The organism is Microbulbifer sp. ABF4_107 (assembly GCF_056312215.1).
Map to the genome: position 1 here is coordinate 1,019,184 of NZ_CM149983.1, position 14,747 is coordinate 1,033,930.

Consider the following 14,747-nt stretch of genomic DNA (forward strand, 5'->3'; position numbering starts at 1 on the left):
GCCGGTGCTAAATGACCCTAATTGCCCATGAATCCACGCTTGCCGCTGGCAGCGAACTCCTGTCTGTACAGGGGTTGTGCTGTGAGCGCGATGGTCGGCAATTGTTTGAAGGCTTGAGTTTTTCAGTGAATAGCGGTGCTGCGGTGCAGGTGGAAGGGGCTAATGGGGCTGGCAAGAGCACCCTGTTTCGCACTTTGATCGGCAGTGCCTCGGACTTCAGTGGCGATATTCGCTGGCGGGGGAAGGCTTTTCCCGCCGGGTTATCTGCGATGCGTGCTGAGCTGCTGTATATCGGTCACCACGCTGGCGTTCGCGGGGGGCTCACGCCTCTGGAGAATCTCGCCTGGTATGGTGCCGCTGAGAGCGAGGCCTATGATGCGCTCGAAGCGGTAGGTCTGTACGGGTTTGAGGACCTGATGTGTCAGCAGCTCTCCGCAGGACAGAATCGCCGCGTGGCGCTGGCTCGTCTGTACCTGCCCAATTCGGCTCGCTTGTGGATCCTGGATGAGCCACTGGCAGCGCTGGATGTGGCTGGTGTCGAAAGCCTAGAGTCCCAAATGCTCAGGCACCTGGAAGCTGGCGGCAGCCTGCTGTTGACGTCTCACCAACCGGTCGATATCCGGCCGATGACCAGGATCAATTTGGCGGACTTTCAGCCCCGTCACAGCGATTTTTTCGACGAAGATTCTCTGTCGGCAGGTGCAGGGAGTGCCGGGGTGCGCAATGACTGAGGCTTCAGTAATGCCTGTGCGCGGCACAATCGATGAGCTGGCAACGTCCAGACTACCGGGCTTTTTCACCCTGTTTCGCACCGAATTCAAACTCGCGGTGCGGCGCCGTTCGGATATCGTCAATCCGCTGCTGTTCTTCGTTACTGTGCTGGCGATGATGCCACTGGGAATCGGCCCTGAGCCCGAGATGCTGGCCCGTATGGCACCCGGGCTGATCTGGGTGATGGCGCTGCTGGCGACACTGTTGTCCCAGGAGTCGCTGTTTCGCAACGACTATGAAGACGGGTCTCTTGAGCAGCTGGCATTGCAGCCCCAGCCACTCTATTTCGCGGTGGTGTCCAAAGTCTTGGTGCACTGGCTGGTGACCGGGCTGCCCCTGGCACTCTTGTCTCCGTTACTGGGAATGATGTTGAACCTGGAGCAGGCGGGATATTGGCCGCTGGTTATATCCCTGGCGCTGGGTACCGCGAGCCTGAGCCTGATCGGTGCAGTTGGTGCGGCGTTGACCGTTGCCCTGCGGCGCCCGGGTTTGCTGTTGGCGCTGATCATTATGCCACTGTATGTGCCCGTGTTAATCTTCGGCACTGGAACGGTGCAGGCGGCGCTGGATGGGTACGGTTTTGGGCCGCAATTAGCGATCCTTGGCGCCATCTTGGCAGCATCTGCGGCTCTTGCGCCTCTGGCGTCCGCGGGAGCCATCCGAATCAGTCTCGAAAACTGACCTTTCCCCAACAGTTTCCATAAGCGGTGCGGGAATTGGTTGAGAGAAGGGCATAGGAGTACGTATTTTGTCCTGGCAATGGTTTCACAGATTGGGCTCGCCCCGCTGGTTCTATCAAAAGTCCAGTGCCTGGCTTCCCTGGCTTGGCGCGGCAGCGCTGGTACTGCTTTCTATTGGTATTGTCTGGGGACTCGGCTTTGCGCCGCAGGACTCCAAGCAGGGTAATAGTTACCGCATTATTTATATTCACGTCCCCGCGGCTTTTCTCGCCCTGGCGGGCTATTACATCATGGCCATTTCCGGCGCGATCGGTCTGATCTGGAAGATGAAACTGTCTTTCGTGGTGATGCGGGCGGCGGCGCCGATCGGCGCAGCACTGACGTTTATTGCGCTCTTTACCGGTGCCGTCTGGGGCAAGCCGACCTGGGGTACTTACTGGGTATGGGATGCCCGTATCACCTCCATGTTGATCCTGTTCTTCCTGTACCTGGGTGTGATGGCTTTGTCCGGCGCCTTTAGCCGCGAGCAGTCTGGCGACAAGGCCAGCGCTTTGCTGGCACTGGTGGGCACGGTCAATATCCCGATCATCTACAAGTCCGTTGACTGGTGGTTCACCTTGCACCAGCCCGCCACCCTCAAACTGACCGAAGCGAGCACCATCGACCCGAGCATGTTCTATCCGCTGATTACCATGATTGCGGGCTTTTATCTGTTTTATGCCTGGGTTCTTACCTTGCACACCCGCACCATGATATTGCAGCGGGAAGGGCGCACCCAATGGGTTCGGGAATTGATGGGAGTGTCAGCTCCGGCCAGGGGCTGAGTGGTTAACGAGGATTCGAGCGATGGAATTTCAATTTGACAGCCTGGCCGGTTTTTTCCTGATGAATGGCCATGGCCCTTATGTGTGGGCATCATACGGGGTTGCGCTTCTGGTTCTGGTAACTCTGGCTGTCGTGCCACTGCAACGTCAAAGGGTGCTGCGCAAAGAGTTTGCTCGTCAGGTGCGTCAGGAAAATGCTCGCCGTCGCGCAACAAATGTGGCGCATGCGCCCCAGGCAGAGCCAGAGCTGGCTGACTGATGCCACCTGCTCCGCGGGAGTATTTTCGGCGGAGAGAACTAGTACAACGAATTGCGATTGAGAACAGGACAACCATGCACCCAGCCCGTAAACAGCGACTGATTCTGGTCGTTCTACTGGTGGCGCTCTCGAGCGTTGCAGTGGGATTCGTGACCTATGCCATGCGTGAAAACATGGATTATTTTTATGCGCCCAGCGCCTTTGCCGCTGGTGAAGTACCCTTTGAAAAGCGTATCCGCGCCGGTGGCTGTGTCGTTCCAGGCAGTATTGTACGGGACAGTAGCTCCCTGGATGTCCGCTTTGCAATCACCGATGGTGAGGCGGAGCTGGAAGTGGTGTTTGACAAAATTCTGCCGGATCTGTTTGCCGAGGGTGAGGCGGCGGTGGTCACTGGCAAGCTCCATCAGGACGGATATGTGCGTGCCGACCAGGTGCTTGCCAAGCACGATGAATCCTACACGCCGCCGGAAGTGGCCGAGACCATGGTGAACAAAGCGAGCTGCCAGGGAGATGCCAAAATATGAGTCCTGAACTCGGGCACTTTGCTCTGATCGTCGGCTTGCTGCTGTCGATCGCACTTTCGGTAGTTCCTATTCTTGGAACCTATACCGGCCGCGTGTTGTGGATGGATACCGCGCGCCCGCTGTCACTCGGCGTGCTCGCGTTTACCGCCCTGTCATTTGTGTGCCTGACGCTCGCATTTGTGAACAGTGATTTCTCGGTGGCCTATGTGGCGCAGAACTCCAATAGCATTCTGCCCATGGTGTACAAGGTAACTGCGGTTTGGGGTGGGCACGAGGGCTCGATTCTTCTGTGGTTGTTGATGCTGGCAGGTTGGACCGCTGCAGTTGCCGTATTCAGTAGACAGTTGCCAGACGTGCTGGTGGCGCGGGTACTGTCGGTTATGGGTATGCTGCTGATCGGCTTTTTCCTGTTTATCCTGCTCACGTCCAACCCGTTTGATCGCATCCTGCCGTTCCCGCCCGGTGATGGCAGTGACCTGAACCCCTTGCTGCAGGACCCGGGGATGATCATCCATCCGCCGCTTCTTTATATGGGGTACGTGGGGTTCTCGGTGGCTTTTGCGTTCGCCATTGCCGCGTTACTTGAAGGGCGCCTGGACAGTGCCTGGGCCCGCTGGGCGCGGCCTTGGACTGCCGTGGCGTGGGCATTCCTGACCCTGGGAATTGCGTTGGGTAGCTGGTGGGCGTATTACGAACTTGGCTGGGGTGGCTGGTGGTTCTGGGACCCGGTGGAGAATGCGTCGTTTATGCCCTGGCTTGTCGGTACTGCGCTGCTGCACTCGCTGGCGGTGACCGAAAAGCGTGGCCTTTTCCGCAGCTGGACCATCTTGCTTTCCATTTTTGCGTTCAGTCTTAGCCTGCTGGGTACCTTCCTGGTGCGCTCCGGCGTATTGACCTCGGTGCACGCATTTGCCACCGACCCACTGCGGGGCGGATTTATTCTCGCTTTCCTGGCGGTCGTGGTCGGCTTGTCCCTGCTGTTGTTTGCGCTGCGTGCCCCCACGGTGAGCGCGGGAAGTGTGTTTTCGTTCCGCTCGCGTGAAACCTTCCTGCTGGGTAACAATGTTTTGCTGGTCCTGATTATGGCCGTGGTACTGACCGGCACTCTGTACCCGCTGTTAGCCGATGCATTGAACTGGGGCAAGATCAGCGTGGGCCCGCCGTTCTTCAATATGTTTTTTGTTCCTCTGATGCTGGTGTTGTGTGTCCTTCTGGGAATGGGTATTCATGCCAACTGGAAAGACAGCCAGACGAAAAAGCTGTTGAAGTCCTGGGGCATGCCGGTCCTGGTTGCTGCTATCGGTGCTCCGTTGCTGACTTTGATGGCGGGTGACTTCCACTGGGGTGCGGTGTTGGGATTGTTTGCCGGACTTTGGGTAATTGCTTCCAGTGCGGCGGATATCCTGGCCAAGTCGCGCAATGCAGACAGTCTGATCGCGGGGCTCAGGCGCCAGCGCGCGAGTTATTACGGAATGCATCTCGGCCACATCGGTCTGGCGGTTTCGGTATTGGGTGTGGCGTTAACCACGGTGTACAGCGTGGAAAAAGACCTGCGCATGTCGCCCGGCCAGAGTGCTGTCATGTCTGGTTACGAGTTCACCTTCGAAGGTGTGCGACAGATTCGCGGTCCAAATTACCGGGCATCGGAAGGGGTGATACTGGTGCGTGATAACGGTCGCCAGGTGGCGGAGCTACTGCCGCAGAAGCGCAGCTATTTTTCCGGCGGCAATATCATGACCGAGGCCGCCATCGATACCAGTTTGTTCCGGGATCTCTATGTCGCGTTGGGTGATCCCATGGACAAAGACAATCTCGGTGGCGACTGGGCGGTGCGCCTGCAGTACAAGGCGTTCGTCATCTGGATCTGGTTGGGTTCTGCACTGATGGCCCTGGGCGGAGCAATCGCAGTGGCTGATAAGCGTTACCGCAAGGTGCGTGCGGCGCGCGCAAGTAAATCCGGTGCGAAAGCGGACGGCGGCGCCCTGGCCGGCGCCTGATTGGCAGACTGATTTTTGTTGAACGACTGAAACGATAGACGGATTTACCGATTACATGGCGAGACTCAAGCTGTTCCTTCCACTGATTGTATTTGCTGCGCTGGCGGTACTCTTCTGGCGCGGCCTTTCACTGGATCCGCAGGAAATGCCCTCGGCACTGGTGAATAAACCGGTGCCGGATTTTGCGCTGCTCGATGTGGAGTCCAATCGCGAGCTGAAAAAAACAGACTTGCCCAGTCGACCGCTGCTACTGAATGTCTGGGCTACCTGGTGTATTTCTTGCCGGGTAGAGCACCCGTATCTGAATGAGCTGGCGGAGCAGGGCGTGCCGATTGTCGGCATCAACCTGAAGGACGACAACGAAGCGGCGCAGAAGTGGCTGGAGAAATTCCAGAACCCCTACGTTTTTTCTGTATCGGATATCGAAGGGCGCCTGTCGCTGGACCTGGGAGTGTTTGGCGCCCCGGAAACGTTCCTGGTAGATGCCGGCGGTACTATCCGTTGCAAGCATGTCGGGGTGGTGGACGATAAGGTCTGGCAAACGAAATTGCAGCCGCTGTATCAGCGTTTACAGAATCAGGATTGGGACGAATTTTCTGGTGAGCTATCAGATTCCCTGCTCGCCCGTTGTCGCTGAGACGGAAGAAAAAAAGAGCCGCTTTATCTGCTGGCTGGGGCCGGTGACCGATAAAGCGGCTTTTTTGCATACCCTGGAAATAACCCGGGAGCGTTATCCGGATGCTTCCCACCACTGCACTGCGCTGGTGATTGGCAATCCTGCCAATCCGGAGGTGATGCAGAGCGATGATGACGGCGAACCCGGGGGTAGCGCTGGCAGGCCCATGCTGGAATTACTGCTGAAGCAGGAAGTGGGGAGCGTCGGCGCTATTGTTACGCGCTATTTTGGTGGCACCAAGCTGGGCGTTGGCGGCTTGATGCGCGCGTACCGCGGTGCGGTGGGCGCGGCATTACAGATGGCGGAGCTCGATGTCCATGTGCCCCTGGTCGATGTGCAGCTCACTTGTGACTTTTCCGGAGAATCCCGAGTGCGTTTCCTGGTAGCCCAGCACCGAGGCCTGTGTGGCGATGTGGAATATAGCGATTGCGTACGCATCGCAGTGACACTTCCTCAAGATCAGTGGCCGTCCCTGAAGGAAAAGCTCGCGCCGGAGGGCTTTTCATTCTCTTTGTGATAGCGCTGACCTTCCTTTTCGTCGTTTCTTTTTTTCATTCCCCACCCATTCCCACCTGTTTCCGCACCCGCTCGTGGAGATACTTGGCAATCTCTGCATTAAGTGGCGCCGTTCACTTCTATCTGTTTGACAGCGTTGTCAGGTGGCGGCTAGCTTGATCTGGCTAGTTGACAGCGCTGTCGGCTAAGGGCCGGTGGTGGCTTCCTTTTCAATCACTCCTCCACAAGAGGGGGATTCTTTCCTCTAGCGTTTTCTTTCCTGCGGTACAGAACCATTCATGCCGGCGGAATTACCCGCCAGAAAAATACCGACTCTTCGACTGGGAGAAGAAGAAAACATGAAAAAAACAACAATAAAAAGGATGTTGAATACCGGCGCCGCACTGCTTGGCCTCTGGGCGGCGGCAAATGCATCGGCTTACGATTGTTCAAGTACACCTGAGTATATTGACGGCGCCAGCTATGCCAGCGGTGCTGCCGTTCAAAGTGCCGGCGTTGCCTATCGTTGCGACGTCGGTGGCTGGTGCAGCCAGGGCGGTGCCTATGCTCCAGGTAGTGGCTGGGCCTGGGAGCACGCCTGGACAGGGCTCGGCAGTTGCGATGCGCCCGGCTCGAGCAGTTCCAGCAGCAGTTCTAGTAGTAGTTCCAGTAGTAGTTCCAGTAGCAGCTCCAGTAGTTCCAGCGGTGGTGGGAGCAGCAGCTCCAGTTCTGGCTCCGGAGGATCGTCTGGCGGTGGCGGCTCCTGTCCTGCCTATGTGGCGGGAAGCGGTTACGCGGCCGGCGATATCGTGACAAACAGTGGTGGTTATTACGCATGTTCCGTGGCGGGCTGGTGTTCATCCGGCAACTCTGCCTACGAGCCAGGCGTCGGTTGGGCCTGGGAAAATGCCTGGACCAGTAGCAGTGAGCAGGCCTGTTCCGGTGGTGGCAGTAGCAGCGGCGGCGGTAGTGGCGGTGGCACTGTGCCGGATGAATTTTTCTGCGCCGCAGAGTGGCAAACGGGCACCTTGTACACTGAAGGCACCGTGATTGCCTATCAGGGAATTGCCTATCGCGCACTTGTGGATACCCACTCCATTGCGCCGGACAACACCGCCTACCCGGGACAGTGGGAAACCGCTGGTTATCCCGACGATGCACTCTGCCCGGTACCCATTCCCAACAGCATTGATTACGGAGAAGCGCAACCTGTTGACGGTAATCTGAGTGCAGGGGTGGTCAATCCCACCGGTGCAATTGCGCCCGCGCGGATTGCCGATACCCAGTCCCCGATTTCGGGTTACCAGGGGGGCGCTAATCCGGCGTCTGATAACGGTGGAGACCACGGTGGTCTGGATGTGGACAACGGAGCCCGCGGTACCAAACTGGTGCCGGGAAACCTACCGCTGCAGCACAATACTTATAGCTTGAGCTCAGGGACGGAAATCGTTACGTATATAGGCGACTGGGCAATTTACGGCCGCCAGTACGATTTCACGCAGTTACCGGCGGCCAACTTGCACCGCATTGTCTATGGCTTTGCCGGAATCTGTTACCCCGATGCGAAGAATGAGCAGGATGGCGGGTTTCCCACATCTGCTCCGGCAGCGGTGATGCGAACCTGTAACCAGAGTTCGCTACCTGACGGTGCCATGGCAGTGGCGGATTTTGAAGCGGCCTTCGTGCGAGATGTGGGCGTTGCGCCGCAAGGGGTTGTGGGTACGGAGAGTATGTATGCGCTCAACAAAGACAATGTCGGCGGCGTGTTCGGAGTACTCTACCAGCTCCGTGAGCAAAACCCGCAGTTGAAGCTCGACCTTTCCATCGGTGGCTGGACGCTGTCGGAAGGATTCCCGTGGATGGCGCATGATCCGGTAAGGCGCAAAGCTTTCGTCGATTCCGTTGTGCATTTTCTCGAGCGCTATGACTTCGATGGAGTGGATATCGACTGGGAATACCCCGGTAGCGATGGTGCTGTTGTGGGAATGGCGCGGGAAGACGATGGCGAAAACTACGCGACACTGATTCGTGAACTTCGTGCGGGTATGGATTGGTTGAGCGAGAAAACCGGCAAGCCTTACCGCCTTTCCTCCGCAATTCCGGCAGGGCTGGGTCGTCTCGAGAAAATCGACTGGTCTCAGGTGCATCCCTATATGGATCGCCTGTATGCGATGACCTACGACCTCACCGGTGCCTGGGAGCGGGAGCTCTCGCATCACACGCCGCTTTATATCAATCCGATGGCGGTGGGCTCTTCTGCGGGAACGTCGGCTAACTGGACTCTTACCTACCTTCAGAGTCTCGGTGTGCCGGCAAATAAGTTGATGATCGGCGGCGCGAACTATCACCGTTCGAAAGCGACCAATCCTAGCGATATTTCCGAGTTCACCTACGGCGTTACCGGAAATACCAGTTACGGCGATCCCAATTGGAGTGGGCCGGATTTGATTCTCGGTATTGCCGGACTTGGATCCTGGGAGGCCGGTGTGATTGAGGGGTACGATCTTTACCAGAACTATCTCGACAGCAACATGCTGCCGCGCAACGGGTTCTGGTTGTACACCGACAAGGAGTCCAATGCGGATTATCTGTACAACGACTCAATTGGTGCGTTCATATCGGTAGAAACGCCGCGGACAGTGGCGTTAAAAGCGCAGTACGCCAAAGACAACGGGCTGGCCGGAATCTTTTTCTGGATGGCGGAGCAGGACAATGGCTACAACCTCAATACGGTTAATCATGTTCTGGGGAATAGCCTGACGGCGGACCAGTCTGACGGCGATCCTGCCGATCAGATTCCCGTTTGTGGTCGCAATATCACTGCTGCGGAATGTGAGTCATTGATTGCCACCCTGCGCTAACGTCGCTGCGTTAGTCGAGGCCCACCCGTGCCACCTGCAGTGGCATCGGTGGGCCAACAATTACTGAATAAAAATAATGGGTATTTTATGAAAACGAGATTGTTCTCAGGGGCGATACGCTGGCTGCTGTGTATCGCTGGTCTGATAAGTAGTGGTGCCGCATTCGCCGTGGATTGCTCCGACCTCGCAGTCTGGAACAGTAGTAACGCATACAGTGGCGGAGCCGAAGTTCAGCATATGGGCACTGCATACAAAGCCAACTGGTGGAGTCAGGGTAGCGACCCTGCGCTGCATTCCGGCCAGTGGCAGGAGTGGTCGGTCATCGCTCAGTGCGACGGTGGGAGCTCTTCGAGTTCTTCGTCCAGCTCCTCCTCATCGAGTTCCTCGTCATCGAGTTCTTCCTCGTCAAGCTCATCATCCAGCTCGTCTTCGGGATCTTCCTCTGGCGGCGGTAGCTGTAGTTCCGTGCACTATGTGGCGGGTACGAGTTATGTGGCAGGGCAGCTGGTGCAGAACCTGGGTAACGAGTTTGTTTGCGACATCGCCGGCTGGTGTTCTTCCGAATCTGCCTGGGCGTACGCACCGGGTGAGGGGACATACTGGGAGCACGCGTGGACTCAGGTGGCCAGTTGCGGCACTTCTTCCAGCTCCTCTTCTGGTGGGTCTACTTCCAGCTCGTCCAGCAGCTCGTCCAGCAGTTCGTCCGGTGGTTCCAGTGGTGGCAATAGCAGTCGCCTGATTTCCGGTTACTGGCACAATTTCGATAATGGTTCCGGGGTTATTCCCATTGCGGATGTTTCCGATGCGTATGACGCAATCAATGTTTCCTTCGCGGAGCCTACTGGCGCTGCCCCGGGTGAAATTGGCTTTGTATTGGACCCGCTGTTTAACGAGCAGGACTTTATTGCCGGTATTCAGGCCAAGCAGGCGGCCGGGAAGAAAATCATCATCAGCATTGGCGGCGCCAATGGTCAGGTTCGCCTGGAAAGTGCCGTGGCTCGCGACAACTTTGTTGCGTCGATGATTGATATTATCGACCGTTACGGATTCGATGGTTTGGATGTGGACTTTGAAGGTCACTCACTGGAGTTGAATGCCGGTGATGTGGATTTCCGCAATCCAACGACGCCGGTAATTGTCTACCTGATTGAAGCGCTGCAGGCCCTGACATCCCACTACGGGGATGATTTCATGCTCACCATGGCCCCTGAAACGTTCTTTGTGCAACTCGGCTACAGTTTTTACGGAGGCTCCTGCTCCGGTTGCGACCGTCGCGCCGGCGCCTACCTTCCTGTAATTCACGCGATGCGCGATAGGCTGGACTGGCTACAGGTGCAACATTACAACTCTGGTTCGATCATCGGGCTGGATGATCAGTACCACAGTATGGGCGTGGCAGATTTTCATATTGCCATGGCGGACATGGTGTTAACCGGGTTTAACGTTGGTGGTAATTCTGCGTACTTCTTTCCGCCACTGCGTCAGGATCAGGTTTTGATCGGCTTGCCGGCGAACGTGAATGCCGGTGGTGGTTTTACTTCGGTCAGTGAGGTGCACGCCGCGCTCAACTGCCTGGTGAAGTTGGAGGGATGTACGACCTACACGCCGCACACCAGTACGGGCTGGACTGGATTGGGTGGGTTGATGACCTGGTCGATCAACTGGGACAAGTTTAATAATTTCGAATTTTCTACCGAGCATCGGGAATTTCTGGATGCGCTGTAATATCGGTTCGCGGAAACGAAAAGTGATGGACAGGGAAAAGTAGGCAAAGTGAGGTGCAGGGTGCGGCCGGGACTGATTCGCGGCTGCGCCGCTCACCCTGCGGGCGCCTGCGGCGTCTTAAATTGCTGCGCAATTTGATCGAACGAGGGTTCTCGTACGCCGATCAACCGCATACAAAAAAGGCCCTCACTTTCGTGAGAGCCTTTTTTGTATGTGGCGGACCGGACGTCCCTCTAACACACAAATATCTTCGCGAATTCTTGCGAAATGTACCATTTTAAATGCCACTCAAAGCCTTGTTTTATAGGGTTTAGGCCGCTATATTCCCCAAAACAGTGACTCTTACACGAACCGATGCGAAGGGTTATAAATTTTTCAACCTGTACCATTTGCTGTGCCATTTTCTGGGGGAAGTATGCTGACCAAGGCCGAAATTGAGAGAAAAGTCCGCGAGGGAAAGAAGAGTATTCAGGTAGCCGAGGGGCTGATTCTGTCAATCAATGGCCAGTGGGAAACCGAGGACGAAATCAGGGGAAGCTGGAAGGTTCGCTATACGTGGGAAGGCAAGACCGTAACCAAGTCCGCTGGCAGTGCTGACATATTCGGCAGGAAGAAAGGCAGAACCCCCCGGCAGGCGCTGACCGTCGCACAGGATATTCAGCGAATGGCCGCTGAAGGGATTGACCCCAAGGAAGCAGGCAAGGCGGCTAAAAAAGAGTCAGCGGCAAAAGTGACCATAGGGCAATTAGGGCTGGAACACGTAGAGAACAACAGCCCGGTTTGGGGTGACGAAAACATTGCGGAATGGAACCGCCATCTGCGCGACCACATTCTGCCGAAAATGGGACACATTGCCCCGGCAGACTATTCGCACCAAGAATTAACAGACGCCACCACCGCAATGTTGAAGCCGGTTTGGATGAAGCAGAAAGAATCCGGTGAACGGGTAATGTTCAAAATTCGGGCAATCTTTGAGGACGCCATAGCCTTTGGACACATACCCGGCCCCAACCCTGTCACAGCAGCAATCAGGAAGTTGCCCAAACGCAGCCGCTACCAAGACACAAAAAAACAGCCGTCATTGCACTGGAAGGAAGCGCCCGAATTTTTCGCTTCAATCACTGATGATAATGCGGCCTGTGCCCCCTTGCGTTTCCTGATGCTGACAGGCGTTCGCACGTCCCCTGTCCGGTTTTCTCAATGGGACTGGCTCAAGGATGGCGCAACCGTTTGGCGCGTCCCTGCAATGTATATGAAGCTGCGCAAGCTGGATAAGCTTAAGCCAGAGAATGACCACCTTGTACCAGTTAGCAGCCACATGCAGAACGTACTGGCCGGATTGGATAAATCTACAGAGTTCATGTTTCCCGGTGAGCGCGCCGCCAAAATCAACGAGAACGCTATTACTGACCTGTGCGACCGGATGCACAAAACTCGATTGGAAGAATGCGCCAAAGGATGGGTAGACCAAGAGACTGGTGATCGAATTGTGGGGCATGGCTTCCGCGCTACATTCCGCACTTGGGTATCAGATTACAAAGGCCCGCACTATGCAGCTATTGCGGAAATGGTTTTATCACACGCCAGCAGAGACAAAACCATAGCCGCCTATGACCGTTCTGAAATGCTGAAATACCGGCTGGAATTACTGGAAGAATGGGGGGATTACCTGACAGGGGGGAATAACTGGCAGGAAATCTAACCAGAGTTTCACAGAGTTTTTCACTATCTAAAGAGCGCGCCACCCGGCGCGTTTTCTTTTTTTAATCAATCATTTAAACGCTGGCGCCAATGTGTTTCGTTGCATTCTTCCCTGTGTGCGGCGTTAGAAATCAATAGCTTAGCGCCATTTCCGGTTGGCGCAGCCGATAATTTTGGCTTATAAACACTAGGCATTTGCAAACAGATGCAAATGTAAAAGAATTTCTCTTTCACAGGGTGGAATTCTGCAAATCAACAATTTTTCAAATGAATAAGGATGTTCAAATGAAAAACGATTCAACGCTGCCTGCATGGCACATTCTCAGTATGAACGAGCAAGCCGCCAGTGCCGGTGTAACACGGCGCACCATTGAATTATGGGAAAAGCGCGACCCAACGCTCGAAGAAATAGCCCCCTCAATCAAACTCGGAAAGCGTAGACGTGGACGCCGCAGTGACCAGTTTCTGGAATATCTGCAACAGCGCCAGTAACTGGCAAAAAAAAGCCACCGCCGGGGGGCGATAGCTTCGGAATAATCCAACACACGGGCTGAATTATAGCCTCACGCTATTGAATTTCTACCCCGGCGCCATTTTCTGAAAAAGGATTTTCAGGATGGACGCTATTCCCGATTGGTTTGAGGGTGCTTTGTCGCGCCTCGAAAATGTAAGGCACGTCAAAGAAAACAGTATCCGCGCCAACTGTCCACTGTGCGGCGGCCATAAGCTCACAGTGACTTACCGTGACGAAAAAATAATTCTGAAGTGCTGGCACCACTGCGACAGCGCCGCAGTGCTTGAACACTGGGGAATCGGGTTTCAAGACCTGTATCCCCCAGAGCAGCGCTATAGCAATCAGGTATCGGAACCGGAAAGGCACGCATTCAGTGAAGCACTGAAAATTCAAAAATTGAATGTCATTTGTTCTGAGGCGCTGCACTTTGAAACTCAGAAAGTGCGCTTCTATATGGGTGTCGAATCTAATGGTGAAGACCTGACCGCGCACCAGCACGGCGAATATGCAACGGCAGTGAAGCGGCTGTTAATGGCTAAGGGGCTCATGCCGTGGCAACCAGAGTCCGCCGTCTGGCATTACCGGGCGGACATTGGCGCACTGATTAAAGCGCGCACGTTGCAAGATCACGCCCACCAATGCGCTCAGGTCACGGCAAACGCCAAAACCCGGCAGGAATTTGAGGTCGAGGCGATTTGGGCAATGCGAAGTAGCCCATTTCAGAAGGTGCGCGACTATGCCGATAGTTGAATGCACAGCCGTTGAGTTTAATCGCTATTGCCCGATTGAACATTGCGAGGATGAAGCCAGGGAAACCAAGACCGCCCCGAAGCTGATAATGACGCTAAGGGACATTGAAACCGGCGAAATATATGCCTGCTATCTCAATGTATCGGTGGTTCGTGAGCGCAATTCTAAATACGGCCAAAAAGGCGAACCGTACAAAGACCAAAAGCAATTCATCCCGGGAAGAAATGGCACCGCTTGGAAGCTGTTTAAGCAGGCTGGATTGAGCACGCGGCATGGAAGCCGGACGGATTTTTGGGAATGTTGCGGGCAGTTTGTCGGCGTTCTGTTTGTCGTTGAAAGCCTTCCACCGGTTAAGGTGATTCGTGGCACTGATTTAAACGTCTACCGGTTAACGACCGGTTATCGACCGGTTAAGCACCGGTTAACGACCGGTTATCAGAACCAAAATTTACCGGTTAAGGAATCGCTACAGCCCGCAAAACAACCTGGGCTACAGCCAGATTCAACTAGGGGGGTAATCCAACTAGGAAAAGAGGACATTGAGAAGATAAGAGAAAAGGACATACACCCAGATTCTAAAGTTTTGCACAGAGCCAAAGTGGGTATCTGCCCCCGTTGTGATGGCGAGGGATGCCGCCATTGTGAAAGCCAAATGATCCATTGAGGGAACGGAATGAAATTGTTTGTGACGGAAGACGAATTCAAACGCCTCTATGGCTATACCGATAGCGAATACAGAGCAGCACTGAAAGCTGGCCGCCTTGCCACCCCAATGTACAGCCAATTGGAACGGGCACAGGGTTATTGGTTGCCCACTGAGATTGTGGAACGACTCAGAGAAAGCCCGAAAGGAATCCAGAACCGGCCACAAGTACCAGTGACCGATAAGGCCTAATCGAACTGGCGGCGTTGAGTCTGCCCTAACCGTGAGGCGGGCGCGGTATTCCTTCCCGCTGTGAGGACTCAACGC

The 14,747-nt window shown here is 55.3% G+C and carries 15 protein-coding genes; all 15 read left to right on the forward strand.

Going from position 1 to position 14,747, the window contains the following annotated elements; translation table 11 throughout:
* Window positions 1-11: 11 nt before the first annotated feature.
* A complete protein-coding gene (ccmA, locus tag ACYX4K_RS04160) occupies window positions 12-731 on the forward strand; it encodes a cytochrome c biogenesis heme-transporting ATPase CcmA (RefSeq protein ID WP_475093370.1) in 720 nt (239 codons plus the stop codon).
* Window positions 724-1,452, forward strand: coding sequence for a heme exporter protein CcmB (ccmB, locus tag ACYX4K_RS04165; RefSeq protein ID WP_475093369.1), 729 nt, complete (start codon window positions 724-726; stop codon window positions 1,450-1,452). The genes ccmA and ccmB overlap by 8 nt, the downstream gene beginning before the upstream one ends.
* 67 nt (window positions 1,453-1,519) lie before the next feature.
* Window positions 1,520-2,275 carry a heme ABC transporter permease gene (locus tag ACYX4K_RS04170; RefSeq protein ID WP_475093368.1) on the forward strand — a complete coding sequence of 252 codons (756 nt, stop codon included), beginning with the start codon at window positions 1,520-1,522 and terminating at the stop codon, window positions 2,273-2,275.
* 22 nt (window positions 2,276-2,297) lie between these two features.
* On the forward strand, window positions 2,298-2,534 hold the full coding sequence (gene ccmD, locus ACYX4K_RS04175) for a heme exporter protein CcmD (RefSeq protein WP_475093367.1): 237 nt from the start codon (window positions 2,298-2,300) through the stop codon (window positions 2,532-2,534).
* Between the two features lie 74 nt (window positions 2,535-2,608).
* Window positions 2,609-3,058, forward strand: a complete 450-nt coding sequence (gene ccmE / locus ACYX4K_RS04180) for a cytochrome c maturation protein CcmE (protein ID WP_475093366.1) — start codon at window positions 2,609-2,611, stop codon at window positions 3,056-3,058.
* Entirely contained in the window at window positions 3,055-5,055 is a 2,001-nt protein-coding gene (locus ACYX4K_RS04185; protein ID WP_475093365.1) for a heme lyase CcmF/NrfE family subunit, read from the forward strand. The genes ccmE and ACYX4K_RS04185 overlap by 4 nt, the downstream gene beginning before the upstream one ends.
* Before the next feature lie 55 nt (window positions 5,056-5,110).
* On the forward strand, window positions 5,111-5,692 hold the full coding sequence (locus ACYX4K_RS04190; protein ID WP_475093364.1) for a DsbE family thiol:disulfide interchange protein: 582 nt from the start codon (window positions 5,111-5,113) through the stop codon (window positions 5,690-5,692).
* Window positions 5,655-6,248 (forward strand): IMPACT family protein, encoded by a 594-nt coding sequence (locus ACYX4K_RS04195; RefSeq protein ID WP_475093363.1) that lies wholly within the window; start codon window positions 5,655-5,657, stop codon window positions 6,246-6,248. The genes ACYX4K_RS04190 and ACYX4K_RS04195 overlap by 38 nt, the downstream gene beginning before the upstream one ends.
* 337 nt (window positions 6,249-6,585) lie before the next feature.
* Window positions 6,586-9,087, forward strand: coding sequence for a glycosyl hydrolase family 18 protein (locus ACYX4K_RS04200; RefSeq protein WP_475093362.1), 2,502 nt, complete (start codon window positions 6,586-6,588; stop codon window positions 9,085-9,087).
* A gap of 87 nt (window positions 9,088-9,174) precedes the next feature.
* Window positions 9,175-10,812 (forward strand): glycosyl hydrolase family 18 protein, encoded by a 1,638-nt coding sequence (locus tag ACYX4K_RS04205; RefSeq protein ID WP_475093361.1) that lies wholly within the window; start codon window positions 9,175-9,177, stop codon window positions 10,810-10,812.
* Between the two features lie 415 nt (window positions 10,813-11,227).
* The gene (locus ACYX4K_RS04210) at window positions 11,228-12,514 is read left to right on the forward strand and encodes a tyrosine-type recombinase/integrase (RefSeq protein ID WP_475093360.1); all 1,287 of its coding nucleotides are present in this window, start codon (window positions 11,228-11,230) and stop codon (window positions 12,512-12,514) included.
* Window positions 12,515-12,798: 284 nt separating this feature from the next.
* Window positions 12,799-13,005 (forward strand): hypothetical protein, encoded by a 207-nt coding sequence (locus tag ACYX4K_RS04215; protein ID WP_475093359.1) that lies wholly within the window; start codon window positions 12,799-12,801, stop codon window positions 13,003-13,005.
* 124 nt (window positions 13,006-13,129) lie between these two features.
* The gene (locus ACYX4K_RS04220; protein ID WP_475093358.1) at window positions 13,130-13,777 is read left to right on the forward strand and encodes a hypothetical protein; all 648 of its coding nucleotides are present in this window, start codon (window positions 13,130-13,132) and stop codon (window positions 13,775-13,777) included.
* Complete coding sequence (locus tag ACYX4K_RS04225) at window positions 13,764-14,441, forward strand: hypothetical protein (RefSeq protein WP_475093357.1); 678 nt, start codon at window positions 13,764-13,766, stop codon at window positions 14,439-14,441. The genes ACYX4K_RS04220 and ACYX4K_RS04225 overlap by 14 nt, the downstream gene beginning before the upstream one ends.
* A 9-nt stretch (window positions 14,442-14,450) precedes the next feature.
* A complete protein-coding gene (locus tag ACYX4K_RS04230; RefSeq protein WP_475093356.1) occupies window positions 14,451-14,672 on the forward strand; it encodes a hypothetical protein in 222 nt (73 codons plus the stop codon).
* Window positions 14,673-14,747: the final 75 nt, after the last annotated feature.